Raw genomic sequence first — 26,010 nt, forward strand, 5'->3', positions numbered from 1 at the left:
GGTAGTGCGTCGAAACGCTACGCATTGACCTGCGTGTGGTGCGTCGCTTCGATGGGAAGTGTTAGTACGCCGTGCCCAGCATCAGGACGAACTGCCGACCCCACCAGAAGTCGGTGCAATTATGGGAGGCGTGCTGCGGAGTGGCGCGGCGGCGGTCGCGAAGAACTGGACCGTGCGAACCGAGGCGAACTATTTCAACATGGGAACAGAGCGCTACGACGTTGCCGCCGTCCCGGCCCTGAGCGGCTTCGCCGTGGACGTCAAGCAGGCCGGCTTCATCTCCACCGTCGGTGTGGACTACCACTCCGCGCTGACCCTGGTGACGGCAAAGTACTGATCGGCGCAACCGGCTGTCCTGGCGATAATATCGGGCGGTCGCATCGGCGGCCGCCCGATGTGCGTTGCGGCCCGCACGGTCTGCTCTCTGCCGGAACATCGAGTTGACGCCCGCAGCGGCGAGGCGTTTAGTCGCTCCCAATCAAGGCGCGGAATCGCGCCAGGCGTCAGGGAGAGACCGCCGCATGGGGCAAATCCCCACCCAGTTCGGCTATCGCCGCCATCCCGATCAGGACCGGCGTGACGCAGCGCATCATCCGGTGGTCGTGGTGGGGGCCGGTCCCGTCGGCCTGTCGCTGGCGATCGATCTGGCGCAGCGCGGCCAACCCGTGGTGCTGCTCGACGACGCCGACCGGATCGGCGACGGTTCGCGCGCGATCTGTTTCTCGAAACGCTCGCTGGAACTGTGGGACCGACTCGGCGTCGCGGACCGCATGATCGAGAAGGGCGTGGTCTGGAAAGTAGGCAAGATCTTTCTCGGCCCCGATCTGCTGTACCAGTTCGATCTCTTGCCTGACGCCGGCCACAAGATGCCGGCGTTCATCAACCTGCAGCAATATTACGCCGAAGCCTTTCTGGTCGATCGCGTGCAGCAATTGCCCGAGATCGATCTGCGCTGGCGCAACAAGGTCACCGCGCTGCGCCAGCACAACGATCATGCCGAGTTGACCATCGCGACGCCGGATGGCGACTATACGCTGCGCGCGGATTATGTGGTGGCGTGCGACGGCGCGCGTTCCGGGCTTCGCGGCATGGTCGGCGCGGAGTTCAACGGCGAGCAGTTCGAGGACCAGTTCCTGATCGCCGACATCAAGATGACCGCGGGCGATTTCCCGACAGAGCGCTGGTTCTGGTTCGACCCGCCGTTCCATGCCGGGCAATCCGCGCTGCTGCACCGCCAGCCCGACAATGTCTGGCGGATCGATTTGCAGCTTGGCCCCGACGCCGATCCGGCGGTCGAGCGGCTGCCGGAGAATGTCCGGCCGCGGGTTGCGCGGATGCTGGGCCATGACGATTTCGCCTTCGAGTGGATCTCGATCTACAAGTTCCAGTGCCGCCGCATGCAGCGTTTCCTGCACGAGCGCGTCATCTTTGCCGGCGACGCCGCGCATCAGGTCTCGCCGTTTGGCGCACGCGGCGCCAATTCCGGGCTGGAGGATGCCGAGAATCTGGCCTGGAAACTGGCGATGATTCTGCGCAAGGAAGCGCCGGTCTCGCTGCTGGCAAGCTACGACGCCGAGCGCGGGCTTGCCGCCGACGAGAATATCCGGGCGTCGACGCGGTCCACCGATTTCATCGCGCCGCATTCGCCACAGGAACGCCGGCTGCGTCAGGCGGTGTTATCGCTGGCGAAGGAGGCGGAATTCGCCCGCCGTATGATCAATGGCGGAAGGCTATCGACGCCATCGATCTACGAATCGCCACTGTCCACGGCCGATACGGAAGAATGGAACAGCGGACCAAAGCCCGGCGCGCATCTGCTCGACGCGCCGCTTGCGACCGGTGACGGCGCACATGTGTTTCTCTCGGAATGCTTCGCCCAGGCCGGCCGCGGCTTCACCGTTCTGCAGTCGGACGGTGCGGCGATCGAACTTCCCGAGGGCGTGGCGCGTCTGGTCGTAGGCAACGATGCGGCGCTGCGCGATGAGACAGGGCTGTTTCAGGCGCGTTACGGGGCTGATCCCGGGGCGGCCTATCTGCTGCGCCCGGATGGCTACGTCGCCGCGCGCTTCCATCATCCGACGCCGGGTGCAATTCGCAGCGCCGTGGCGCGCGCGAGCGGATGCGTATGATGCCGCTGTCGACGCAATCGAATTTCGCCGATCCGGATTCGGCCTACCGCCAGATCGTCGAGGCGCACCGCGGGCTCAACGACGCGCAGAGTGTCGCGCTCGACGCCGCTTTGGTGCTGGTTCTCGCCAACCACATCGGCGACGCGGACGTGCTGCGCGAGGCCATCGCACTGGCGAAGCGACGGTTGCCGGAGAGCCCGGCGCGATGAATATCCCCGGTCATTCCGGGGCGCGAGCAGCGGAGTTGCGAGCGAATCCGGAAACCAGAAGTGGTGATGAGCACCTCGGGATTCCGGGTCTGCACTCCAGCCGGCTTTGCCGGCTGAAACGCATCCCGGAAGGACAACGTTGAAATACAAAGGAACTGAACGCATGACCAAAGGCTTCGCATCGACCGCCGACATGGCGGAGAAGAAAATCACCTTCTCCGAGATCGGCACCGACCTCTTCGCCTTCACCGCCGAGGGGGATCCGAACTCCGCGGTGATTGTCGGCGACGACGGCTGCATCGTGTTCGACGCACAGGCCACGCCGGCGATGGCCAACAAGGTGATCGAGCGGGTCCGCACCGTCACCGACAAGCCGATTAAATATGTCGTGCTGTCGCATTATCACGCGGTGCGCGTGCTCGGCGCGTCGGCCTATCAGGCGGAGGGGGTGGTCGCTTCCGCGGAAACCCATCGTCTTGTGCAGGAAAGGGGACAGCAGGACTGGGATTCCGAATTCGGCCGCTTCCCGCGGCTGTTCCAGGATGCCGAAAGCATCCCCGGACTGACCTGGCCGACGCTGACCTTCGAAGGCGAGATGTCGATCTATCTCGGCCGCCGCGAGGTGAGGCTGATGCAGCTTGGCGCCGGGCACACCTCCGGCGATATCGTCGCCTGGGTGCCGGACGCTCAGGTGATGTTTTCCGGTGACCTGATTGAATATCATTCGGCCTGCTATTGCGGCGATGCACTGTTGCGCGAATGGCCCTCGACGCTGAACGAGATTCGCGAATTCAATCCGAAGGCCATCGCGCCCGGCCGCGGCGACGCCCTGAAGGGCCTCTCCACCGGTCGCGACGCCATCGCGATGACACGCGATTTCGTCACCACGCTGTATGGTGCCGCCGAGAGCGCGGTGGCGAAAGGGCGTAGCCTGAAGGAGACGATGGCGGCATGCCGCGAGGTAATGGACCCGAAATTCGCCAGCTTCGCGATCTACGAGCACTGCCTGCCGTTCAACGTGTCGCGCGCCTATGATGAAGCCTCGGGCATCGACGACCCAGTGATCTGGACTGCCGAGCGCGACCGCGAAATGTGGGCGGCGTTGCAGGGGTGAGGCAGCATTCGAAAGGCAATTCCGTCATTGCGTGGAGCCAACGGGTCCGGCTTCGTCGGCCCGATGATAAACTCCGCGACGCGGCAATCCAGAGGCCGCAAACGCCGAAAGAACTGGATTGCTTCGTCGCAAGGGCTCCTCGCAATGACTGTTGAAAAGGAGGATGAGATGAACATCAGCACATCGCCGGATCTGATCAGCCGCAACACGGTCAACGTCACGCCGGGCTACATGTCCGGCTTCGGCAATTCGTTCGAGACTGAGGCACTGCCCGGCGCGCTGCCGATCGGGCGCAATTCGCCACAGCGCGCGGCCTACGGGCTCTATGCCGAACAGCTCTCCGGTTCGCCGTTCACCGCGCCGCGCGGTAGCAATGAGCGTTCCTGGCTGTATCGCATCCGCCCGTCGGTGAAACACTCCGGTCGCTTTGCGAAAGTGGCCGCCGGCCTGTGGCGCACCGCGCCGTGCCACGAACAGGACATCAGCATCGAGCAGCTGCGCTGGGATCCCGCGCCGATCCCTGTGGAGGACGTGACGTTCCCGCAGGGCGTGCAGACCATGACCACGGCGGGCGACGCCGGCACGCAGGCCGGAATGGCGGCGCATGTCTATCTGATCACGCAATCGATGGTCGATCAGCATTTCTACAATGCCGACGGCGAGATGATGTTCGTGCCGCAGCAGGGGGGCCTGCGCTTTGTTACCGAGTTTGGCGTGATAGATGCCGAGCCCGCCGAGATCGTGGTGATCCCGCGCGGCGTCAAGTTCCGCGTCGAGCTGACGTCAGGCCCGGCACGCGGTTATCTCTGCGAGAACTACGGCGGCGCGTTCACGCTGCCGGAGCGCGGCCCGATCGGGGCGAATTGCCTCGCCAATGCCCGTGATTTCCTCACGCCGGTCGCGGCCTATGAGGAAAAGGACACGCCGACCGAACTTTATGTGAAGTGGGGCGGCGCGCTGTTCATGACGACGCTGCCGCATTCGCCGATCGACGTAGTGGCGTGGCACGGCAATTACGCGCCGTACAAATATGACCTGCGCACCTTCTCGCCGGTCGGCGCGATCGGCTTCGATCACCCCGATCCCTCGATCTTCACGGTGCTGACCTCGCCGTCGGAAACCGCCGGCACCGCCAATATCGACTTTGTGATCTTCCCGGAGCGCTGGGCGGTGGCGGAAAACACCTTCCGGCCGCCGTGGTATCACATGAACATCATGTCGGAATTTATGGGCCTCATTTACGGCGTCTACGACGCCAAGCCGCAGGGCTTCACGCCGGGCGGCATCAGCCTGCACAATATGATGCTGCCGCACGGCCCCGACCGCGAGGCTTTTGATCATGCCAGCAATTCCGAGCTCAAGCCGGTGAAGCTGACCGGCACGATGGCCTTCATGTTCGAGACCAGGTATCCGCAGCGCGTAACGGAATTCGCTGCAAACACAGCGACATTGCAGAGTGATTACGCGGATTGCTGGAAGGGGCTCGAGAAGCGGTTCGATCCGGCGAAGAGGTGACGCCGCTCTCCACGAACTCTACCGTCATCCTGAGGCGCGAGCCCCTTGGCGAGCCTTCGAAGGATGACGGTGGAGTATGTGGCGAAAGCGCTTAGCCCATCTTCTTCAGCGGCAACCGCGACGTCTCTTTCAGCCGGTCCAGCACGATCGACGATCGCACGTGGGCGATGCTCGGATGCGGCATCAGCACATCATTGACCAGTTCGGAGAGGCCCCTGAGGTCGCGCAATACCGCCTTCAGCACGTAGTCGGCATCCCCGGTCAGCGAATAGGCCTCCTGGATCTCGTCTATCCGCTGCATAAGCCCGCGAAATTTCCTGGCGTTATCCGGCGAATGCGTGGCCAGCGTCACCTGGATGAACGCGATGACGCCGAAGCCGAGCGCTTCCGCGGACAGGTCGGCGTGATAGCCGGCGACGACCTTCTCCTGTTCGAGTCGGATCCGCCGCCGGGAGCACTGTGACGCCGACAGACCGACGACATCGGCGAGCTGCTGGTTGGTCAGGCGGCCATCGTCCTGCAGGGCGCCGAGTATTTTGAGGTCGAAGGCGTCCACGGGGATCATGCGTCAAAACCCTTCTTCGTGCGCGAAGCGTGCACGATTGTCGCATAATCGGGCGCGCTTTGCATACACTTTGCGTCCGGTATGACCGATACTCCCCTGCAGCCAATCAGCTCAAGGGAGTTCGCGATGGGTCCGTTTCCGCACGACGCGCCGCCGGCAACGATCACCGCCGACAACCCGATGGGCACCGACGGCTTCGACTTCGTCGAATATGCCCATCCGAATCCGGCCGAACTGCACGCGCTGTTCAGGCTGATGGGATATGTTCCTGTCGCCCGCCACAAGCACAAGAACATCACGGTCTATCGCCAGGGTGATATCAATTACCTCGTCAACGAGGAGCCCGGCACCCACGGCTACGATTTCGTTGCGGCGCATGGCCCCTGCGCGCCGTCGATGGCGTTTCGCGTCGTCGATGCGCAGCAGGCGTATGCGCGCGCACTGTCGCTCGGTGCCGAGCCGGCGGACGCCACTTCTGCGCAGAAGGCGCTCGACGTGCCCGCCATCAAGGGCATCGGCGGCAGCCTGCTGTATTTCATCGATCGCTACGGCGCAAAAGGGTCTAGCTTCGATCACGAGTTCGACTGGCTCGGCGAGAATAACCCGCAGCCCGAAGGCGCCGGGCTGTTTTATCTCGATCACCTCACTCACAACGTTCATCGCGGCCGTATGGATGTCTGGACCGGATTTTACGAGCGGCTGTTCAATTTTCGCCAGATACGTTTCTTCGATATCGAGGGCAGGGCGTCGGGCTTGTTCTCGCGCGCGCTGACCAGCCCGGATGGCAAGATCCGGATTCCCATCAACGAGGACGCCGGCGAGGCCGGGCAGATCGAAGAATATCTCACGATCTATCGCGGCGAAGGCATCCAGCACATCGCCTGCGGCGTGAAGGACATCTACCAGACGATTGAAAAACTGCGCGCCGACGGGCTGCCGTTCATGCCGCCACCTCCGCCGACCTATTTCGAGAAGATCGATGCCCGGCTGCCCAAGCATCGCGAGGACGTGGCCAGGCTGCAGAAGAACGGCATTCTGATCGACGGCGAAGGCGTGGTCGAAGGCGGCGAGACCAAGGTGCTGCTGCAATTGTTCTCGGCCAATGCGATCGGGCCGATCTTCTTCGAATTCATCCAGCGCAAGGGCGACGACGGCTTCGGCGAGGGCAATTTCAAGGCGCTGTTCGAATCGATCGAGGAAGATCAGCTCCGCCGTGGCGTGCTGCAATTGAAGGGGGCGGCGTAAAAGTCTGCTTGGGCGGGCCGTCGATAAATTTGCCGCACACTCCGGCATATCTTTCGACGCTTTACTCTCCACGTCATGCCCGGCTCTGTGCCGGGCATCCACGTACTGGCATCAAGCGATGCACATCGTGGATGGCCGGGACAGGCTTGGCCATGAGCGGATAGGCCGCCGCTACTTCTGCGCCTGCCACCCCTTCACCACGTCCGCCAGTTTCGCCGTCACCGCCGGCCGCACGTTCGATGGCGTGCGGGAGAAGCGCGGTGCGGGGCCGGGCTGGGTGTGGCCCTCGTGCTGGATGAAGACTTCGCGCGCGACCATATGCGGGTGCTGCGTTGCCTCGGACATCGTCAGCACGGGCGCAAAGCAAACGTCCGTGCCTTCCATGATGTCAGACCACTCGTCGCGGCTCTTGGTCTTGAACACCGTTGCCAGCTTTTGCTTCAGTGCGGCCCAGTTCGCCGGGTTCATGTGGTTGTCGTAGCAATCCTCGTCGAGCCCGACCAGTTCGCGCAGTTGCGCGTAGAACTGCGGCTCGATCGATCCGATCGAGATGAAGTGGCCGCAACTGCATTCATAGACGCCGTAGAAATGTGCGCCGCCGTCGAGCATGTTGCTCTCGCGGTCTTCCTTCCAGCGTCCGGCTGCGGTCATGTCGAAGAACATGGTGATCAGCGAGGCCGCGCCGTCGCACATCGCGGCGTCCACCACCTGGCCCTGGCCGGATCTGGCGGCTTCCAGCAGTGCGGCGAGCATGCCCATCACGAGATACATCGACCCGCCGCCGAAATCGCCGACGAGATTCAGTGGCGGCACGGGCTTGTCGGCACCGCCGATCGCGGCCAGCGCTCCGGTGATCGAGATGTAGTTGATGTCGTGGCCGGCAGCCTGCGCCAGTGGGCCGGTTTGGCCCCAGCCGGTCATGCGGCCATAGACGAGTTTTTTGTTGCGCGCATGGACGGTGTCCGGTCCGAGGCCAAGCCGCTCCATCACGCCGGGCCGGTAGCCTTCGATCAGCGCGTCGGCGCCGTCGAGCAGCGCCAGCACCTGCGCGATCGTTGTCGTGTCCTTGAGGTCGACCTCGATCACCGTGCGGCCGCGCGACGCTGCGCCCTTCGGCTGCTGCTTCGGTCGCACGAGGGTAATGACCTCGGCGCCCATATCGGCCAGCAGCATGGCGGCGAACGGGCCGGGGCCGATGCCGGCGAATTCCACGATCCGCATCCCGGCGAGCGGGCCGGTGGGTTTGGCGGCGGTGTGCGGCCGGGGGGCCGCGATAGAGCTGTCCTGCACGTGGGTTTCCCATGACGTTGCACGCCGCTTGATGCGGCGATCATTGTTGCGGGAAACTGTCTATGCGGATGGCGGCGAGGGCAAGGCCGCAATCGCGCATGCGGCCATGCGCGTTGCTTTCCTCCGTCGTCTCCGGGAGAGCGGCGACGACGGGAGTATGTTGCTCCGCTACCCCGCCTCGGCGACCGCCCTTTGTGCCATCACCTTGATCAGGTTGGCGCGGTATTCCGAGGAGCCGTGGATGTCGGCCATCAACCCGTCGGCGGAGATATTGACATTGTCCAGCGCCGCGGCCGACCAGTTCGCCTTCAGCGCCGCTTCGATCGCCGGCACGCGCATCACGCCGCTCTGCGACGCACCGGTGGCGGCGACGCGGATTTCGCCGGCCCGGGTTTGCGCCACGAACACGCCGGTCAGGGCGAAGCGCGACGCCGGGTGTCGCATTTTGGAATAGGCGGCCTTGGCGGGAATCGGGAACGACACCGCGGTGATGATTTCGTCGTCCGCCAGCGCCGTGGTGAACAGGCCCTGGAAAAACTCTTCCGCCGGAATGAGCCGCTTGTTGGTGATCAGCGTCGCGCCGAGCGCCAGTACGGCCGCCGGATAGTCCGCCGCCGGATCGTTGTTGGCGAGTGAACCGCCGATCGTACCGCGGTAGCGCACGGCGGGATCGCCGAGTACCGAGGTGAGATGCACGATTGCCGGGATCGCCCTCTTCGCGTCCGCACTCTGGGTGATGTCGTAATAGGTCGTCGCGGCCTTGATGATCAGCGCATCGGCCGTGGCCTCGATGCCGATCAGTTCCTTGATGCGGCCGAGGTCGATGACGTCGGACGGCGCTGCCAGCCGCACCTTCATCACCGGGATCAGCGTATGGCCGCCGGCGAGATATTTGGGGTCGCCTCCCTTGGCGAACAAAGCCGCGGCTTCATCGATGCTGGACGGGCGGTGATAAGTGGTCTCGTACATGATCGCTCTCCCTACTCCGCCGCTTGATGCAGCTGCATCGCGTGCCACACCCGGTCCGGCGTTGCCGGCATCTCGATCCGGTTGTGGCCGATCGCATCCGTGATCGCATTGATCACAGCGGGTGAGGAGCCGATCGCGCCGGCCTCACCGCAGCCTTTCACGCCAAGCGGATTGCCGGGACACAGCGTCGTCGTGTGCGAGAGCCGGAACGACGGCACGTCGTCGGCGCGCGGCATGGCGTAGTCCATGAACGATGCCGTCACGAGCTGACCGTTGTCGTCATAGATCGCGCTCTCAAGCAGCGCCTGGCCGATGCCCTGCGTCAGGCCGCCATGGACCTGGCCCTCGACGATCATCGGATTGATCAGGCGGCCGAAATCGTCCACGGCGACGAAATCGACGATCACCACCTTGCCGGTGCCGCGGTCGATCTCGACCTCGCAGATATAGGTGCCGGCCGGGAAGGTGAAGTTGGTGGGATCGTAGAACGCGCCTTCCTTCAGGCCCGGCTCCATGCCATCCGGCAGGTTGTGGGCGGTGTAGGCGGCCAGCGCCACCATCGCCAGCGCGATCGACTTGTCGGTACCGGTCACCTTGAACTCGCCATTCTCGATGACGATGTCCTCTTCCGAGGCCTCGAGCTGATGCGCGGCGATCTTCTTGGCCTTGGCCTCGATCTTCTCCATCGCCTTGAAGATCGCGGACATGCCGACCGCGGCCGAACGCGATCCGTAGGTGCCCATGCCGAACTGTACCTTGTCGGTGTCGCCGTGCACGATCTGGACCTGATCGACGGAGATACCGAGGCGCCCTGCAACCAATTGCGCGAAGGTGGTCTCGTGGCCCTGGCCGTGGCTGTGCGATCCCGTCAGCACCTCGATGGTGCCGACCGGATTGACCCGCACCTCGGCGGATTCCCACAGGCCGACGCCGGCGCCGAGGCTGCCGACGGCCTTTGACGGCGCGATGCCGCAGGCCTCGATGTAGCAGGAGAAGCCGATGCCGCGCAGCTTGCCTTCGGCTTTCGCCTTGGCCTTGCGGGCCGGGAAGCCGGCATAGTCGATCGCCTTCAGCGCCGCATCCAGCGACGCACCGAAATCGCCGATATCATAGGCCATGATGACCGGTGTCTGATGCGGGAACTGGGTGATGAAGTTCTTGCGGCGCAGTTCGGCCGGATCGACCTTGAGCTGTCGCGCGGCGGTCTCCATCAGCCTTTCGAGCAGATACGACGCCTCCGGCCGTCCCGCGCCGCGATAGGCGTCGACCGGCGTGGTGTTGGTGTAGACGCCGATCACCTCGGCATGGATCGCCGGGATGTTGTACTGGCCGGACAGCAAAGTCGCGTAGAGATAGGTCGGCACGGATGACGAGAATAGCGACATGTAGGCGCCGAAATTGGCGTAGGTCTTGACCCGCAACGCCAGGATCTTGTTGTTGGCATCGAACGCCATCGCGGCATGCGAGATGTGGTCGCGGCCATGCGCGTCGGTGAGGAAGGCCTCGGAACGGTCGCCGGTCCATTTAACCGGGCGGCGCACCTTCTTCGACGCCCACAGTGCCACCATCTCTTCGGGATAGATGAAGATCTTCGAGCCAAAGCCGCCGCCGACATCGGGCGCGATCACGCGCAGTTTGTGTTCCTGCGCGATATTGTAGAACGCTGAAAGCACGAGGCGCGCGACATGCGGGTTCTGCGACGTCGTATGGAGCGTGAAATGCTCTTCGGCCTCGTTGTACTCCGCGACTGCCGCGCGCGGCTCCATCGCATTCGGCACCAGCCGGTTGTTGGTGAGGTCGAGCGACACCACATTGGCGGCCCCGGCGAAGGCGTCGCTGACCGCCTTGTCGTCGCCGATCGCCCAGTCGTAGACCATGTTGCCCGGCGCTTCCGGATGCAGCTGCGGCGCGCCCGGCGCGATGGCGGCCTTGATACCTGCTGCGACCGGCAGTTCCTCATAGGTGACGACGACGGCTTCGGCGGCGTCGCGGGCCTGGTTCTTGGTTTCGGCGATCACCACCGCGACGGCCTGACCGGCGAAGCGCACGGTTTCCGGCGCCATTGCCGGCCACGCGCCCATCTTCATCGGCGTGCCGTCCTTGGAGGACACCGCCCAGCCGCAGATCAGGTTGCCGATCTTGTCGTCGACCAGTTGCTGTGCGGTGAGAATATCGACCACCCCCGGCATGTCCTTCGCCGCAGCCATGTCGATGTGCTTCACCTTGGCGTGGGCATGCGGGCTGCGGACGAAATGTGCGTGAGTCAGGCCCAGCACCTTGATGTCATCGACGTAACGGCCGCGGCCGGTGATGAAACGCTTGTCTTCCTTGCGCACGACGCTCGCGCCGATGCCTTCCAAGCCCATGACAATCTCCCTGCCGGAGTTTTATGATTCACCGATCCCAACGAATACGGCGACTTTTTTGCATCCAGAATGCGTAATCGCGCCGGATCACTCCGCCGCTTGCGCCACCTTCATCCGCGTGGCCGCGTCGAGCACCGATTTGAGGATGTTGTGATAGCCGGTGCAGCGGCAGATATTGCCTTCCAACTCTTGCCGCACTGTGCCCTCGTCGAGGTCGCTGCCGTGACGGGTGACGATATCGATCGCCGACATGATCATGCCAGGCGTACAGTAGCCGCATTGCAGGCCGTGATTGTCTCGGAAAGCGGCCTGCATCGGATGCAGTTCGTCGCCGCGCGAAATGCCTTCAATGGTGGTGACATGGGCGCCATTAGCCTGGCCGACCAGCGTGGTGCAGGACTTCACCGCGCGGCCGTCGATATGCACGATGCATGCGCCACACTGACTGGTATCACAGCCGACATGCGTGCCGGTCAGATTCAGGTTTTCGCGCAGCAGGTGGACAAGAAGGGTTCTGTCTTCGACATCGGCAGATACAGACTTGCCGTTGACCGTCAATTTGATGATGGACACGCAGACCTCCCGAACTTTTTAATTAGTCCAATTAGAAGCGCGGTCTGAAAACTTTGCAATGGGCATTTTGGAGCAGCATGCGAAGCCGCGGACCTTCACCGGGGCTGTCTCGTTGTTGGCGAATGTGGGAATGCGCCGGAAGATATTCCGCGTCGCGGATGGTTCCGGCTTGTGCTCGCGAGTTCGCTTGAGGAGCGCTTGGACCTTTAGTCGGACTATCATTGCTGCGGTGCAACTAAGCTAGCGAAGCTCGCATAGCTCGCAAGTATGTTCGCGTGCTAGCGGAAATTCCGCCTGCATTCGGTTTTGGCGCCACTACATGTTTACGCCGTCTTAGCCAATCCATCCTACCTTGAGGTATCGGGGGGCAGGCGCTGAAGCGGCTGGACATCCGGTATGTGAGAGCAAACGGAGGCCTGTCGTGGGATTTAAGACGCTTGTTCGGCTGCGGCCAATTTCGCTGCGGTTCCGCGCCAAGGTCACGCTCGGCTTCGCGGCCGTGCTCGCGATCTCCTCGTTCAGTATGGCGATGGCCTATATCGGCTTCGAGCGAATTTCGTCAGGCGTAGTGTCGTATCGAACCAGCGTTGCCGAATCCGGGCTCTCCCGCAATATAGATCGCGAGTTGACCGCGTATCAGGCCCTCACACGGTATTATGTGATCAGCGGCAAGGAACGCGACGCCAAGGCGGCGAACGAGGCCGAAGCCAGCCTGAAGGCCGCAATCGATGAATCGATGAAGGCGACGACGGATTCCGGTCGCCTCGACAAGATCACCAAGGTGGCCCGCGAGTTCGCTACCTTCACAAGGGTGTTCGCCGATATACTCGCGGTGAAGAGCGAGAATGAAGCAATCGGCTCCACTCAGCTGTCTCGGGTAGGCGTGATGCTGCGCAGCAAAATTGACGACCTCGGGGATACCGCGATGATGGCCGCCCTCCCGGCGACGGAGGAGCAGGTCAAAGAAGTTATGACCCAGTTCATTACCGGGACGTCCCTGGTCAATACCTATATGGCGATGGCCGAAGACAAGACCGCGTATGCAGCCGTTGCTCGTGTCAAATCTCTGGAGAGCGCAATCGCCACGATCTACGTGGATAATGACAGCATAAAAAAGAAGGTGAAGAGCATCGCCGCCGACGTGCAAATCTATAAAGCCGGTTTTGCGAAGTACGTCGAGAACTGCAGGAAGGTCGATGTCCTGGCGCAGGAAATGACCGTTATCGCGGCAACGATCGTCCAGCTTTCCACCGCGCTGAAGGCCGACATGCTGTCGGATCAGCACCGGCTCGAGAGCGAATCCGACGCGACGATTAGCGATACCAAGCGCCTTGTTGCTATGCTCGGGATAGGTGGCCTTGTTATCGGCGCCGTTCTTTCGATGCTGCTTGGGCGCGGCATTGCCAGGCCGATGACGACGATGTGCGCCGCGATGCGTCAGCTCGCAGCCGGCGATTTCGATGTTGTGCTGCCGGGGCTGGGACGTCGCGATGAACTCGGCGAAATGGCTGCTGCGGTCGAGGAGTTCAAGGTGCAGGCGATTGCCAAGGCCGGCCGCGACGCCGAGGCCCATGACGAGCAAAGCCGGATGGCCGATGCTGCACGTCGCACCGAGTTGATCCGTTTCGCAGACGATTTCGAGGGCGCCGTCGGCGCCATCGTTTCCAATGTTGCGGCCTCCGCCGAGCAACTCGAATCCGCCGCAGGTACGCTGACGCGGACCGCCGAGAATACCGAAAATCTGTCCGGCCGCGTCGCGGGCGTATCCGAGCAGGCCTCCTCCAACATGCAGTCGGTCGCCACCGCGACCGAGGAATTGTCGCTGTCGGTCGGCGAGATCGGCCGTCAGGTCGAGGCTTCTAGCCGCATCGCCGACAGTGCGGTGTTGCAGGCCGAGCAGACCGATGTCCGCATCACCGAATTGTCGCGCGCCGCACAGCGGATCGGCGACGTCGTCAACCTGATTACGGCGATCGCCGAACAGACCAACCTGCTGGCGCTCAATGCCACCATCGAGGCGGCGCGCGCCGGTGACGCCGGTCGCGGCTTTGCCGTGGTGGCGGCCGAGGTGAAATCGCTCGCCAGCCAGACCGCGAAGGCGACCGACGAGATTTCCTCGCAGATCGCCGGCATGCAGAGCGCGACGCAGGAATCGGTGACCGCGATCAAGCAGATCGGCACGACCATCGGTCAGATCTCCGGCATCGCCTCGGAGATCGCCAGCGCCGTGTCGCAGCAGGGGGCAGCGACCCGGGAGATCGCGCAGAACGTCCAGCGCGTCGCCCACGGCACGCAGGAGGTCGCCGAAAACATCACCGAGGTAAACCGCGGCGCTACCGAGACCGGCGTTGCGTCCGAGCAGGTGCTGAATTCGGCGCAGACGCTGTCCAGCGAAAGCGCGCGGCTGCGCGCCGAACTGGATCGTTTCATGCAGAATATCCGCGCGGCCTGAGCCGCGCGCCGTTCGCTCAGTCCCAGCCGTCGCCCTTGATGCCGGGATTGGCATAGACGATGCCGCCATCGACGGCGATTGTCGTGCCGACCACGTAGTCGCCGGCGCGCGAGGCGAGATAGATCGCCGCACCCGCCATGTCCTCGTCGGTGCCGATGCGCCCCGCCGGCACGCGCGTCGAGACCTCGCCTTCATTGTCGCGCGCGGCCTTGTTCATGTCGGATTTGAACGGCCCCGGCGCGATTGCCGATACCACGATGTGGTCCTTGATCAGCCGCACCGCCATCCGCCGTGTCAGGTGAATCAGGCCGGATTTGCTGGCGGCGTAGGAATAGGTCTCCAGCGGATTGACGAAGATTCCGTCGATCGAAGCGATGTTGATGACCTTGGCGGGCTTCTCCGGCGTCGCAGCCGCGCGCAGGGACGGTGCCAGCGCCTTGGTGAGGAAGAACGGCGTCTTGAGGTTGAGCGTCATCACCTTGTCCCAGCCACTCTCCGGGAATTCGTCGAAATCCGCGCCCCACGCCGCGCCGGCATTGTTGACGAGGATGTCGAGCTTCGGTTCGCGCTTCTTGATTTCGGCGGCGAGCATCTCGATCCCCGCCATCGTCGATATGTCGATCGGCAGCGCGATGCACTGGCCGGCATATTCGGCCGTCAGTTCCTGCGCGGTGGCCTCGCAGGCCGCGGCCTTGCGCGCGGTGATGTAGACCTTCGCCGCGCCCTGGCTGAGAAACCCGGCCGCGATCATACGGCCGATGCCGCGCGAGCCGCCGGTCACCAGCGCGACGCGCCCGGCCAGCGAAAACAGATCCTTGAACATGCCGTCTCCCTTTGTTTTGTTGATTTTGTGCGGCGGGAGGCGAGGCGAGTCAAGCGAGGGGAGGCGCTGCGGAAGTCAGCCAGCCGCCGTCATTGCGAGGAGCGACTTGTCCGCTGTAGCTCGCAGAGCGAAGGCGGAAGCGCCGCGGCCATCCAAAAGCCGCACGCTCTGCAATAGCTGGATTGCTTCGTCGTAAGGGCTCCTCGCAATGACAGGAGGAGGCACTGGACCTAATCACACATCCACATTCGCACTCAGCGAATTTTCCTGGATGAAATCGCGGCGCGGCTCGACGACGTCGCCCATCAGCTTGGTGAAGATGTCGTCGGCCTCGTCGACTTCCTTGATCTTCACCTGCAGCAGGGAGCGTTCGTTGGTGTCGAGCGTGGTCTCCCAGAGCTGGCCGGGGTTCATCTCGCCGAGGCCTTTGTAGCGCTGCAGAGCGACGCCCTTGCGGCCGGCGTCGGTGACGGCCTCGAACAGGCTGACCGGGCCGTGGATCGGGAATTCGACGTCCTTGCGGCGCAGGATGCCGGACTTCGGATAGGCGTCCTGCAGGCCGGCGGCGTATTCGTCGAGCTTGCGGGCATCGGCCGAGCCGAGCAGCGCGTCATCGATGACAGCGGCATCCTTCACGCCGCGGATCGTGCGCTCGAAGAAATAACCCTGGCCCTCGCGGAATTCACCGATCCAGCCGCGCTCGACTTCGTCGGCCAGTGCGTCCATGCGGCGTGCGATATAGGCCGCGGCCTCGTTGGCGGCGGGAAGGTCGTTGGTGACCTTGGAATTCAGCACGCCGGCGATCGCGGCTTGCTCGACGATCTTGCGATTGTAGCGGCTGTGCAGATTGTACAGCGTGCCACGAATCTGGCGGGCGCTTTCCACCAGCGCCAGCAGATCGCGGCCGCTACGGTCCTCGCCGGAAGCCAGCTTGTACACACAATCGTCGAGGCCGGTCTCGATCAGGTAGTCTTCCAGCGCTCGCTCGTCCTTCAGGTACTGCTCTGACTTGCCGCGGGTTACCTTGTAGAGCGGCGGCTGCGCAATATAGAGGTAGCCGCCCTCGATTAGCGACGGCATCTGCCGGAAGAAGAACGTCAGCAGCAGCGTGCGGATATGCGCGCCGTCGACGTCGGCGTCGGTCATCAGGATGATCTTGTGATAGCGCAGCTTGGCGATATCGAAATCGTCGCGGCCGATGCCGGTGCCGAGCGCGGTGATTAGCGTGCCGATCTGCTCGGAGCCCAGCATCTTGTCGAAGCGCGCGCGCTCGACGTTGAGGATCTTGCCGCGCAGCGGCAGCACGGCCTGGAATGCGCGATTGCGCCCCTGCTTGGCGGAGCCGCCCGCGGAGTCGCCCTCGACGATAAATAGTTCGGACTTGGCGGGATCGCGCTCCTGGCAGTCAGCCAGCTTGCCGGGCAGCGAGGCGATATCCAGCGCCCCCTTGCGCCGGGTCAGTTCACGCGCCTTGCGGGCGGCTTCGCGGGCGGCGCCGGCTTCGATCACCTTGCCGACGATCACCTTGGCTTCCGCCGGATGCTCCTCGAACCAGGCGGCGAGCGCCTCGTTGAGCACGTTCTCGACCACGGGCCGCACTTCCGAGGACACCAGCTTGTCCTTGGTCTGCGACGAGAATTTCGGATCCGGCACCTTCACCGACAAAACGGCAGTAAGGCCTTCGCGGCAGTCGTCGCCGGTCAGCGCGATCTTTTCCTTCTTGGCGACCACTTCGGCATAGCCGTTGACCTGGCGCGTCAGCGCGCCGCGGAAGCCGGCCAGATGGGTGCCGCCGTCGCGCTGCGGGATGTTGTTGGTGAAGCACAGCACATTCTCATGGTAGCTGTCGTTCCACCACATCGCGACTTCGACGCTGATGCCGTTCTGCTCCGAGCGCATCACGATCGGCGCTGGCACCACCGGCTTCTTGTTGCGGTCGAGATATTTGACGAATTCCTCGACACCGCCTTCATACATCATCGCTTCGCGCCTCTCGACGGGATGACGCAGGTCGGACAATACGATGTTGACGCCGGAATTCAGGAAGGCGAGTTCGCGCAGCCGGTGCTCCAGCGTGGCGAAGTCGTATTCGATCATCGTGAAGGTTTCAGTCGAGGCGAGGAACGTCACCTCGGTGCCGCGCTTGCCATTGGCATCGCCGACCTCGACCAGCGGCGCAATTGCGTCGCCGTGCGCGAATTCGATGAAGTGCTCCTTGCCGCCACGCCAGACGCGCAGGATCAGCTTGGAAGACAGCGCGTTGACCACGGAGACGCCGACGCCGTGCAGGCCGCCGGAGACCTTGTAGGAGTTCTGGTCGAATTTTCCGCCGGCGTGGAGCTGGGTCATGATGACCTCGGCCGCGGAGATGCCTTCGCCCTTATGGATGTCGACGGGAATGCCGCGGCCGTCGTCGCGCACCGTCACCGAGCCGTCGGCATTGAGCACGACTTCCACCGCGGTCGCGTGGCCGGCCAGCGCCTCGTCGATGGCGTTATCGACGACTTCGTAGACCATGTGATGCAGGCCCGAGCCGTCGTCGGTGTCGCCGATATACATGCCCGGCCGCTTGCGCACGGCATCCAGTCCCTTGAGAACCCGGATCGATTCCGCGCCGTATTCGATGGGCGTGGCAAGTTCGGTTTCGGCGATCGGTTGCCGGGCGGGTTCGGTCATGCAGGGGCCTTCGAAGGTGTCTCGAATCAGCGCGGAAAATACGAGGCTGAATCAGGCTATTTGTGCCATGAAAGCGGCACCGCGCCTAGCGCAAAGTCGTGCCTTTCAAGCTATTGAATAAATGGGGTTTTTTGACGGTTTTTCAAGCCTTGAGGAGGGCGTTTTGCAGGCGTTGGCAAAGTGCGATTTCCAGAACCTGGCATTGTCATTCCGGGATGCATCCAGACGGCGCAGCCGGCTGGGTGCAGAACCGGAATCCGGAGATGACCATCCCGGGGTTCCGGGTTCGCTCGCCGCTAGCGCGGCTCCCGCCCCGGTATGACGATCTCAATCTATCCCCGCCGCGTGACGCGGCCATCCGCCACGTCGAACAGCTCGCCTGACGTACCGATATCCGCAAACGCCGCGGGATCGGCACCGGTCATCCAGACCTGCGCGCCGAGTTTTGCCAGTTCGCCGAACAGCGCGCGGCGGCGGTCGGGATCGAGATGGGCGACGACTTCGTCGAGCAGCAGTAGCGGCGTGATTCCGGTCATCTCGGCGACCAGAGTGGCATGGGCCAGAATGAGGCCGATCAGTAGGGCTTTCTGCTCGCCGGTAGAAGCGTCGCGCGCCGGCATGTTCTTCGGCGCGTAGATCACTTGCAGGTCGGTGAGGTGCGGGCCGTCCAGCGTGCGCCCGGCGGCAGCATCACGTGGACGGCCGTCGCGCAGGATCTGACGGTAGCGATCTTCCACCGAGGTTGCGGGTTCGCTGACCAGCGCGTTCTCCATCCAGCCGTCGAGCATGATCAGCGCCGAGGGAAATACGGAAGATTCGCCGCGGGCGCGCAGCATGGCGGCGAGCCGCGTTACGGTCTGGCCGCGCGTCGCGGCGACGGCAACGGCGAGCTCGGCGGTCTCGCGCTCGATGGCATCTAACCAGTGGCCGTCGTAGTTGCGTTCTTCCAGCAAGCGGTTGCGCGAGCGCAGGCTGCGGTCGAGTGCCGAGACGCGGCTGGAATGGTCCTTGTCGATCGCCAGCACCAGGCGGTCGAAGAACCGGCGCCGCTCCGACGCTGCCCCCATGAACAGCTGGTCCATGGCGGGCGTCAGCCACACCATGCGCAGATGATCGCCAAATGCTGTCGCTGAGCCGACCGGCTCGCGGTCGATGCGGCAACGCCGGCTGGCGGCGGCATTTTCATGGGCGGGCGGATCGATGCCGGTGCCGAGCGTGGCGAGACCGACCTCGCCCTCGACCTCGGCCGAGACCGCCCAGGAGCCGTCACCCTGGATGTCGGCGACGTCATCGAGCGTGGCGCGGCGCAGCCCGCGGCCGGGCGAGAGAAAGGAAATGGCTTCCAGGCAATTGGTCTTGCCGGCGCCGTTTGGCCCGACCAGCACCACCATATCGCCGCGCGTGGTGAGCGACGCGGTGCGGTAGTTGCGGAAGTGGGTGAGCGTCAGGCGATGGATGCGGGAGGCGGTCATTGTCAAATATGGGACTTTGCTAAAGTCGTCGCAATGAGCCGCGGCAAACTCTGCTGTCGTCCTCCGCGAAAGCGGGGGACCCAGTACTCGGTAACGCCGATGTTCCGCCGCGAGGCCGGCGACTACCGGGGCGCCCGGTCAAGCCGGACGATGACAGTTGCGAGCTTGGCGCGAAATCACACTCGCATCGGCATCAGGACGTAGAGCGCGCCCCTGGAATCCTTGTCCTGCACCAGGGTTGGCGAACCCGGATCGGCCAGACGCAACACGGCGACTTCGCCTTCGATCTGGGCGGCGATGTCGAGCAGGTAGCGCGAGTTGAAGCCGATATCGAGCGCGTCTGAGGCGTATTCGACTTCGAGTTCTTCGGTTGCGCTGCCCGAATCGGGATTGGTCACCGACAGGATCAGTTTGCCCGGCGACAATGCCAGCTTGACGGCGCGGCCGCGTTCGCTGGAGATCGTCGAGACGCGATCGACCGCGGCCTCGAAATCCTTCTTGTCGACGATCAGTTCCTTGTCGTTGTTCTGCGGGATCACGCGGCCATAGTCCGGGAAGGTGCCGTCGATCAGCTTCGAGGTCAGTACGACGTGGCCGAGCGTGAAACGGATCTTGCCCTGCGAGAGTTCGATCCCGACTTCGGCGTCGGCGTCCTCGATCAGGCGCTGTACTTCGCCGACGGTCTTGCGCGGCACGATCACGCCGGCCATCCCCTCGGCGCCCTTCGGCATCGACAGGTCGACCTGCGCCAGCCGGTGGCCGTCGGTCGCGACGGCGCGCAGGGTGGCGGCCGCGGCAGTGCCGGCGGCGTGCAAATAGATGCCGTTGAGATAATAGCGGGTCTCCTCGGTGGAGATCGCGAACTGGGTACGGTCGATCAGGCGTTTGACGTCGGACGCCGGCAACACGAAGGAATGCGTCATCTCGCCGGCGGCGAGATCCGGGAAATCATTCTCCGGCAACGTCTGCAGCGTGAAGCGGGAGCGGCCGGCCTTGATCGCCAGCACCGAGCGGTCGCCATCGGCTTCCAGCACGATCTGCGAGCCGTCCGGCAGCTTGCGCACGATGTCGTAGAACATATGCGCCGGCACGGTGGTCGAACCGGCGGTGCCGATTTCTGCGGGCAAGGTCTCGGTGACTTCGAGGTCGAGGTCGGTGGCCTTCAGCGACAGCTTGGCGTTTTCAGCGCGGATCAGCACGTTGCCGAGGATCGGGATCGTGTTGCGGCGCTCGACCACGCGGTGGACGTGGCTCAGCGATTTCAGCAATTGCGCGCGTTCGACGGTGACCTTCATTGCAAAACTCGCCCGATCCGATTCGACATCGTGTGATGAATTTCCGGGTCACCCGACTGGGCGCCACGGCAATTGACGCCGCCTGCGCGACTAAAACTGGTTTTGCACGCGCGTGCGAGGGTCCGCAAGGTGGCGTGATTGCGGCCGAAGTGCAAGGGGAGGTGTCACGGCTTCCCCCACGTTTTAGGGGGAATCTTGCCCCGGGCGCCGGCGTCTGGCTCGGTCCCGGCTCCGCGGAGCGGCACAAGTGCCGCACCGCGTCCGGGACGCAGACCTCCGGGTTCCCGCGGCTTACTCCGCCAACTGGCGCTTCAGCGATTCCACTTCGTCCTGCAGGGTCACGTCCTTGCCGACCAGCGCCTCGATCGTGCGGACGGCGTGCAGCACGGTGGTGTGGTCGCGTCCACCGAAGCGACGGCCGATTTCCGGCAGCGAGCGCAGCGTCAGCGTCTTGGCGAGATACATCGCCACCTGGCGCGGGCGCACGACGTTGGCCGTGCGGCGCGACGACAGCAGGTCGGAGCGACTGACATTGTACTGCCTGGCCACCACGCGCTGGATGTCCTCGATCTTGATGCGCTTGGGCTCCATCGGGCGGACCAGGTCGCGCACTTCGCGCTCGGCCATTTCCAGCGTCACCGGGGTGGCGTTGAGCTTGCTATGCGCCAGCAGGCGGTTGATCGCGCCTTCGAGGTCGCGGCCGTTATGGGTGATGGTGCGGGCCAGATAGTCCAGCACCGGTGCCGGCACTTCGAACGAAGCGTGATGCGCGCGCGCGGCTGCGACGCGCGACTTCAGGATGCCCAGGCGCAGTTCTTCGCCGAGCGATCCCATTTCGACGACGAGGCCGCCGGCGAGCCGCGAGCGAACCCGCTCGTCGAGGCTTTCGAGGTCCGATGGCGGACGGTCGGCCGCGATCACCACCTGGCGGCCGGCGTCGATCAGCGCATTCAGCGTGTGGCAGAATTCGGCCTGCGTGGTCTTGCCCTGCAGGAACTGGAGGTCGTCGATCACCAGCACGTCGATGCCGCGCAGCGCTTCCTTGAAGGCCAGAGCGGTCTGCGTCTTCAGCGCGGCGACGAAGCCGTACATGAACTTCTCGGCGGTCAGATACAGCACCTTGCGCTCGGTGCCGGAATTGCCAGCCCAGGTCACGGCCTGCAGAAGATGGGTTTTGCCGAGGCCCACGCCGGCGTGGATATAGAGCGGGTTGAACATCACGCTGTCGCCGCGGCGGCCTTCGGCGACCTGCCGGGCTGCGGCATGCGCGAGCGTGTTGGAACGCCCCGTGACGAAGCTGCCAAAGGTGAGGCGCGGATCGAGCGGAGAGCCGCCGAGCGCTTCATGGGTGGCGGAGACTGGCGCGATCGCGGTGGCGCGCAGCTCGGACGAGGCGCGGCCATCGCGGCCTTCGGGGCGCGGCGCGATCGGAGCGGGTGTTTCCTTGGCGGGCGCGGCCACGCGCATCGCGCTGCGCACGGTGACATCGACGCGGTGCACTTCCGGCATCTCGGCCTGCCAGCACGTCAGCACGCGCTCGGCGTAATGCGCCTGGATCCAGCTCTTCAGGAACCGGGTCGGAACCGAAAGGTGGACGCTCTCGTCCTGCACGCTCTCCAGATCCATCCGCGCGAACCAGCTGGAGTAAACATCCTCGCCGACGCTCGACCGCAGCCGACCCTTCACGCGAGACCAGCGATCCTGTTCCATGTTCGACATTGTCTTGTAACTCTTCCGATTGAACTGAGATGTGGCCTGAATTTGCCGAATGCTTGTCCGCGCAATTTCTTCTGCGCGGCGTGACCTCGGGCGAAATTTCAAATCCGGGGATAGACCAGCCGTTCGGCGAAACGCCGCGTGCCGGTCGATCCTGATGGAAAGGAGGTTTTCGCGAGGTCAGCGCGTACTCGACGGCCTGTCGGGAGAGCGAGCGTTAGGTCTGGGGAGTCTGCTTGCCGACGTACCGGCAGCAGCCAAAGATGGTGCGCGATGAAATGCCATGGTGGTTGTCTTGAGCATAAAGCCTCCCCCACTCGCTGCGGTCACCCGCTGCAAGCTGTCATCCCAAAAGTGTTCCAAATTCAGTATTCGATGCTGTCTCGGCCAAAGCCGCTCAGCGTCTTAAACCCGTATCGTATTGCCCGCTCTTCTGCCCTCTTGATCCCATCGCTTTCATCTCGCGAGTTGCTGGTGGCCGCGCCCGCTTCTCTTTTGTAAGGCGTCCAACGAACGGAAGCCGACAGAGAAATCTTGGCACAACGAAACCGTTCTCATATTGCTATGAGCTACAACTCTCTAAGTTGGAAAGCGTCGCTAACCTGCATACCGCCGCTGATCTGCACGTCCACCCGGGTTCCTCAATCGCGCTGATCTGAAGAACCGTAGGGCGCCGCGAACGACTAAAGAAATACACCGTGCTGTGGTTCTCGCAACGGAATGATTTTTTGAGGGGCGCGCGGAATCTGAATTTACAAACGCGGGGCGTTGCCGAGATCCCTGGCGCAGAGGGGCAAGGTTTTGAATCAATGCGCTGAATCGCAATGTGACGGGGCGATTGCAAATCCCGCCGGAGCAAAAAATTTAATTCATAATTCGTTTACGAATCCAGGCAGGCTCAGGGCTTTTCGAACTACTTGGTCTCGCTATGCCGATAAGTGATTAGACGTGCGCGTTTTTTTCTGTGCGTTCCGTCAGGGTAACTCTGGACACGCGACTCCACTTCGCGGCGCGGTAGCTGTTGCTATTTTGGAATCAAGCGGGGATAGCAAAAAATGAGGGTTGACGTTGCGCTGCAGGGAAGATGCGCGACCGACGGTTGCGAAAACCGGGTTGTCTTATGCGCAATGCTGGTCGCGTAGCGATAAGTTTCACCTCATCAAAAACGTTCGGAGCAGCGGCGCCCCCCAAAACAAAAAAAGCCCGGCGCGAGCCGGGCTTTTCAGAACTAGATATCGTCGATCGCTTACTGGGCTGCGACCTTGTCGAGCTTGGCGATCTGATGAACCAGGCGCGACACCTTGCGGCTCGCCAGATTCTTGTGAACGATGTTGCGCTGCGCGGCCTTCATCAGCTCGGGCTCCGCCTTCTTCATCGCCTGCAGCGCCGCTTCGCGGTCGCCGCTCTTGATAGCTTCTTCGACGGTACGGATTGAACCGCGCATCTGGGTGCGGCGCGACTTGTTGACGATGGTGCGGCGGGCAATCTTGCGCGTCGCCTTCTTTGCGGAGGTGGTGTTGGCCATATCTCGTTATCCTTCAGCAGCGTCCCCGTGGGGCGCCGGGCTGATTGACGCCTGCCGCACATTGCGACCGGCGTTGATCTGTTTCCGGGGTGTTCCTGAAAATGCCATCCCCGGAGCGTGAACTCTCAAGGCACGCCGCTCAAAGAACAGCGGCGGCAGGATTGCGCCCACCGCCATTGGCGCTCCTTATAGAGCGGCGGAAATCCACCGTCAACGCTTTCCCGGCCGCCTAAAATGGTGGCAAAGCCAGCCGGGCTGGCGGTTAAGTGATTGGCGAGGTTGAATTTCCCGGGCTACCCCGCTATTGCCGGGGGCATATTACCAGAGGGATAGGCATGATCCGCGGGTTTTTCCGCCTGATAGGGCTGTTATTGCTGGCCGGCGGGTTCATTTTCCTGGTCTATGACGGTGCGCGCTCGATTGCCGACCAAGCGGTGCGGCTGACCGGGCTCGGTGAGTTCTGGAACGACGTGCACCAATCCAGCCAGCGCTCGTTCCAGGCGATGGTCGAGGGCGTCTCGCCGTGGCTGTGGAACGTGGCGAAGTTTGTTCTCAACCAGCCGGCCTGGGCCGTGATGGGGGGCCTCGGCATCCTGTTGTTGCTGCTGTTCCGGGCGCGCAAGCCGCTGATCGGCTATTCACGCTGAGCGGCCGCGTAACGACCCTGCCGTTTCCCGCGTAGACACCTATATTATATGTGGCGCTGAGTTCTGTTCGCCCAACCCGGGAGATGATCCATGCTGTTCATGCGCAAGACCACCGCTCTGCCGACTGCCGCCGAGGCGTTGCCCGGCCGTGACACGCCGATCCCGACCGCGAGCCGCCATTACGTCAACGGCCATCCGATCCAGCCGCCCTATCCCGAGGGGGTGGAGCAGGCGGTATTTGGGCTTGGTTGCTTCTGGGGCGCGGAGCGCAAGTTCTGGGAGCTCGGTGACGGCGTCTACACGACGGCGGTCGGCTATGCCGGCGGCCACACGCCGAACCCGACCTATGAGGAGGCTTGCTCGGGCCGCACCGGCCATACCGAAGCGGTGCTGGTGGTGTTCGACCCGAAGAAGATCTCCTACGAGCAGTTGCTGAAGGTGTTCTGGGAGAGTCACAACCCGACCCACGGCATGCGCCAGGGCAACGATGTCGGCACGCAGTATCGCTCGGCGATCTACACGTTCGACGATGCCCAGATGAAGACGGTCGAGGCGTCGAAGGCGGTGTACCAGAAGGCGCTGTCCGCCAAGGGCGTCGGCACCATCACCACCGAGATCGCGCCGGCCGGTCCATTCTATTTTGCGGAAGACTACCACCAGCAATATCTGGCGAAGAATCCGGCGGGCTATTGCGGCTTGGGCGGCACCGGCGTGTCGTGCCCGATCGGGGTCGGCATCGACGCCTGATAGGACCAACTGAGCAAACCTTAACGCCCGCTTTCGGAAACGCCCGGAAGCGGGTTTTTTCGTGCTGCCCTGTGTCCGCGAAAACGGATTTTTAACCATAACCGTTCACAACGGAAACTGTCTCTGAGAGGGATATGTCCAGTGTCAGGTGTCCGCGCGTTTCGATTATTGACCACGGCCGCGATGGCAGCGCTGGTGCTGTCCGGTTGCATGCAACGGCAGGGGGCGGTCGCGGCGCTGCCGGCCAATGATCTCGACGCCCTCGCCTATGGCCAGCCCGCTTACGGCCCGGTGGTGGTTTCCAATTCAGGCGGCGGCGCGATCGTTGCGCTTCGCTCAGGCTTCGGGTCTCGCCAGTCTGCCGTCCCGGTGCGCTATGCGGCGCCGGCGCCGCAGCCGGTCTCGACCTATGATGCTGCCTACAGGCTCGATGCCGGCGACAAACTGCGCGTCGTCGTCTACGGCCAGGAAGGTCTCACGAATTCTTACGCGATCGACGCCGGCGGTTCGATCACCATGCCGCTGATCGGCGCGGTACGCGCCCGCGGCCTGACTCCGACCGCTCTCGCCGGCAGCATCACCGGGCGCTTGCGCAACGGCTTCATTCGCGAGCCTTCGGTAGCGGTGGAGATCGAGGCCTACCGGCCGTTCTTCATCCTCGGCGAAGTCGCGGCCCCCGGGC

21 protein-coding genes are annotated in these 26,010 nt (G+C 63.5%); 10 read left to right on the forward strand and 11 right to left on the reverse strand.

From position 1 onward, the window contains the following. Window positions 1-121: 121 nt before the first annotated feature. From JWQ24_RS09230 to hmgA, 5 genes are all read left to right on the forward strand, one after another. A complete protein-coding gene (locus JWQ24_RS09230; RefSeq protein WP_299806878.1) occupies window positions 122-337 on the forward strand; it encodes a hypothetical protein in 216 nt (71 codons plus the stop codon). A gap of 184 nt (window positions 338-521) precedes the next feature. After that, window positions 522-2,129 (forward strand): FAD-dependent oxidoreductase, encoded by a 1,608-nt coding sequence (locus tag JWQ24_RS09235; protein WP_299806880.1) that lies wholly within the window; start codon window positions 522-524, stop codon window positions 2,127-2,129. After that, window positions 2,129-2,338, forward strand: coding sequence for a DUF2783 domain-containing protein (locus JWQ24_RS09240; protein WP_299806882.1), 210 nt, complete (start codon window positions 2,129-2,131; stop codon window positions 2,336-2,338). Before JWQ24_RS09235 ends, JWQ24_RS09240 begins: the two co-directional genes overlap by 1 nt. Before the next feature lie 163 nt (window positions 2,339-2,501). Continuing rightward, complete coding sequence (locus tag JWQ24_RS09245) at window positions 2,502-3,452, forward strand: MBL fold metallo-hydrolase (protein WP_299806883.1); 951 nt, start codon at window positions 2,502-2,504, stop codon at window positions 3,450-3,452. Window positions 3,453-3,620: 168 nt separating this feature from the next. Next, on the forward strand, window positions 3,621-4,967 hold the full coding sequence (gene hmgA / locus JWQ24_RS09250; RefSeq protein ID WP_299806884.1) for a homogentisate 1,2-dioxygenase: 1,347 nt from the start codon (window positions 3,621-3,623) through the stop codon (window positions 4,965-4,967). 91 nt (window positions 4,968-5,058) lie between these two features. Here hmgA and JWQ24_RS09255 read toward each other — a convergent pair whose 3' ends face one another. Continuing rightward, window positions 5,059-5,532: an Lrp/AsnC family transcriptional regulator gene (locus JWQ24_RS09255; RefSeq protein WP_299806885.1), complete on the reverse strand. Its 474-nt coding sequence runs from the start codon at window positions 5,530-5,532 to the stop codon at window positions 5,059-5,061. A gap of 126 nt (window positions 5,533-5,658) precedes the next feature. On the opposite strand from JWQ24_RS09255, the gene hppD reads away from it, so the two are divergent. After that, window positions 5,659-6,777, forward strand: a complete 1,119-nt coding sequence (gene hppD, locus JWQ24_RS09260; RefSeq protein ID WP_299806887.1) for a 4-hydroxyphenylpyruvate dioxygenase — start codon at window positions 5,659-5,661, stop codon at window positions 6,775-6,777. A gap of 171 nt (window positions 6,778-6,948) precedes the next feature. Here the strand turns inward: hppD and JWQ24_RS09265 are convergent, their stop codons facing one another. The 4 genes from JWQ24_RS09265 to JWQ24_RS09280 all read right to left on the reverse strand — a co-directional run bounded on the left by JWQ24_RS09265 (window position 6,949) and on the right by JWQ24_RS09280 (window position 11,975). Next, window positions 6,949-8,067: a CaiB/BaiF CoA-transferase family protein gene (locus tag JWQ24_RS09265; protein WP_299806889.1), complete on the reverse strand. Its 1,119-nt coding sequence runs from the start codon at window positions 8,065-8,067 to the stop codon at window positions 6,949-6,951. 168 nt (window positions 8,068-8,235) lie between these two features. Beyond that, window positions 8,236-9,036, reverse strand: a complete 801-nt coding sequence (locus tag JWQ24_RS09270; protein ID WP_299806891.1) for a xanthine dehydrogenase family protein subunit M — start codon at window positions 9,034-9,036, stop codon at window positions 8,236-8,238. A gap of 11 nt (window positions 9,037-9,047) precedes the next feature. Further along, on the reverse strand, window positions 9,048-11,402 hold the full coding sequence (locus JWQ24_RS09275; RefSeq protein WP_299806893.1) for a xanthine dehydrogenase family protein molybdopterin-binding subunit: 2,355 nt from the start codon (window positions 11,400-11,402) through the stop codon (window positions 9,048-9,050). A gap of 87 nt (window positions 11,403-11,489) precedes the next feature. Next, entirely contained in the window at window positions 11,490-11,975 is a 486-nt protein-coding gene (locus JWQ24_RS09280) for a (2Fe-2S)-binding protein (RefSeq protein ID WP_299806895.1), read from the reverse strand. Between the two features lie 421 nt (window positions 11,976-12,396). On the opposite strand from JWQ24_RS09280, the gene JWQ24_RS09285 reads away from it, so the two are divergent. After that, entirely contained in the window at window positions 12,397-14,427 is a 2,031-nt protein-coding gene (locus JWQ24_RS09285; RefSeq protein WP_299806897.1) for a HAMP domain-containing methyl-accepting chemotaxis protein, read from the forward strand. Window positions 14,428-14,443: 16 nt separating this feature from the next. Here the strand turns inward: JWQ24_RS09285 and JWQ24_RS09290 are convergent, their stop codons facing one another. From JWQ24_RS09290 to rpsT, 6 genes are all read right to left on the reverse strand, one after another. Then, window positions 14,444-15,250, reverse strand: coding sequence for an SDR family oxidoreductase (locus JWQ24_RS09290; RefSeq protein ID WP_299806898.1), 807 nt, complete (start codon window positions 15,248-15,250; stop codon window positions 14,444-14,446). Between the two features lie 234 nt (window positions 15,251-15,484). Next, window positions 15,485-17,926 carry a DNA topoisomerase (ATP-hydrolyzing) subunit B gene (gyrB, locus tag JWQ24_RS09295; RefSeq protein WP_299806900.1) on the reverse strand — a complete coding sequence of 814 codons (2,442 nt, stop codon included), beginning with the start codon at window positions 17,924-17,926 and terminating at the stop codon, window positions 15,485-15,487. A gap of 332 nt (window positions 17,927-18,258) precedes the next feature. Beyond that, window positions 18,259-19,398 carry a DNA replication/repair protein RecF gene (gene recF, locus JWQ24_RS09300; RefSeq protein WP_299806902.1) on the reverse strand — a complete coding sequence of 380 codons (1,140 nt, stop codon included), beginning with the start codon at window positions 19,396-19,398 and terminating at the stop codon, window positions 18,259-18,261. A 176-nt stretch (window positions 19,399-19,574) separates the two neighbouring features. Then, entirely contained in the window at window positions 19,575-20,693 is a 1,119-nt protein-coding gene (gene dnaN / locus JWQ24_RS09305) for a DNA polymerase III subunit beta (RefSeq protein ID WP_299806904.1), read from the reverse strand. A gap of 291 nt (window positions 20,694-20,984) precedes the next feature. Next, window positions 20,985-22,412 (reverse strand): chromosomal replication initiator protein DnaA, encoded by a 1,428-nt coding sequence (gene dnaA, locus JWQ24_RS09310; RefSeq protein WP_299806906.1) that lies wholly within the window; start codon window positions 22,410-22,412, stop codon window positions 20,985-20,987. Window positions 22,413-23,655: 1,243 nt separating this feature from the next. Then, entirely contained in the window at window positions 23,656-23,934 is a 279-nt protein-coding gene (rpsT, locus tag JWQ24_RS09315) for a 30S ribosomal protein S20 (RefSeq protein WP_299806908.1), read from the reverse strand. Window positions 23,935-24,269: 335 nt separating this feature from the next. On the opposite strand from rpsT, the gene JWQ24_RS09320 reads away from it, so the two are divergent. The 3 genes from JWQ24_RS09320 to JWQ24_RS09330 all read left to right on the forward strand — a co-directional run. Next, entirely contained in the window at window positions 24,270-24,581 is a 312-nt protein-coding gene (locus tag JWQ24_RS09320; protein WP_299806910.1) for a hypothetical protein, read from the forward strand. Window positions 24,582-24,671: 90 nt separating this feature from the next. Next, window positions 24,672-25,328, forward strand: a complete 657-nt coding sequence (gene msrA, locus JWQ24_RS09325; protein WP_299806912.1) for a peptide-methionine (S)-S-oxide reductase MsrA — start codon at window positions 24,672-24,674, stop codon at window positions 25,326-25,328. Between the two features lie 183 nt (window positions 25,329-25,511). After that, window positions 25,512-26,010: polysaccharide biosynthesis/export family protein (locus JWQ24_RS09330; protein ID WP_299806920.1), on the forward strand; the 499-nt coding region annotated here is incomplete at its 3' end.

It is taken from the genome of Tardiphaga sp., assembly GCF_028290495.1.
Lineage (GTDB): Bacteria > Pseudomonadota > Alphaproteobacteria > Rhizobiales > Xanthobacteraceae > Tardiphaga.

Bases quoted from the DNA above. Each gene is read 5' to 3' on its own strand.
- JWQ24_RS09230 (WP_299806878.1), top strand. From the start codon at position 122: ATGGGAGGCGTGCTGCGGAGTGGCGCGGCGGCGGTCGCGAAGAACTGG.
- JWQ24_RS09235 (WP_299806880.1), top strand. From the start codon at position 522: ATGGGGCAAATCCCCACCCAGTTCGGCTATCGCCGCCATCCCGATCAG.
- JWQ24_RS09240 (WP_299806882.1), top strand. From the start codon at position 2,129: ATGCCGCTGTCGACGCAATCGAATTTCGCCGATCCGGATTCGGCCTAC.
- JWQ24_RS09245 (WP_299806883.1), top strand. From the start codon at position 2,502: ATGACCAAAGGCTTCGCATCGACCGCCGACATGGCGGAGAAGAAAATC.
- hmgA (WP_299806884.1), top strand. From the start codon at position 3,621: ATGAACATCAGCACATCGCCGGATCTGATCAGCCGCAACACGGTCAAC.
- JWQ24_RS09255 (WP_299806885.1), bottom strand. From the start codon at position 5,532: ATGATCCCCGTGGACGCCTTCGACCTCAAAATACTCGGCGCCCTGCAG.
- hppD (WP_299806887.1), top strand. From the start codon at position 5,659: ATGGGTCCGTTTCCGCACGACGCGCCGCCGGCAACGATCACCGCCGAC.
- JWQ24_RS09270 (WP_299806891.1), bottom strand. From the start codon at position 9,036: ATGTACGAGACCACTTATCACCGCCCGTCCAGCATCGATGAAGCCGCG.
- JWQ24_RS09275 (WP_299806893.1), bottom strand. From the start codon at position 11,402: ATGGGCTTGGAAGGCATCGGCGCGAGCGTCGTGCGCAAGGAAGACAAG.
- JWQ24_RS09290 (WP_299806898.1), bottom strand. From the start codon at position 15,250: ATGTTCAAGGATCTGTTTTCGCTGGCCGGGCGCGTCGCGCTGGTGACC.
- gyrB (WP_299806900.1), bottom strand. From the start codon at position 17,926: ATGACCGAACCCGCCCGGCAACCGATCGCCGAAACCGAACTTGCCACG.
- recF (WP_299806902.1), bottom strand. From the start codon at position 19,398: ATGACCGCCTCCCGCATCCATCGCCTGACGCTCACCCACTTCCGCAAC.
- dnaN (WP_299806904.1), bottom strand. From the start codon at position 20,693: ATGAAGGTCACCGTCGAACGCGCGCAATTGCTGAAATCGCTGAGCCAC.
- dnaA (WP_299806906.1), bottom strand. From the start codon at position 22,412: ATGTCGAACATGGAACAGGATCGCTGGTCTCGCGTGAAGGGTCGGCTG.
- rpsT (WP_299806908.1), bottom strand. From the start codon at position 23,934: ATGGCCAACACCACCTCCGCAAAGAAGGCGACGCGCAAGATTGCCCGC.
- JWQ24_RS09320 (WP_299806910.1), top strand. From the start codon at position 24,270: ATGATCCGCGGGTTTTTCCGCCTGATAGGGCTGTTATTGCTGGCCGGC.
- msrA (WP_299806912.1), top strand. From the start codon at position 24,672: ATGCTGTTCATGCGCAAGACCACCGCTCTGCCGACTGCCGCCGAGGCG.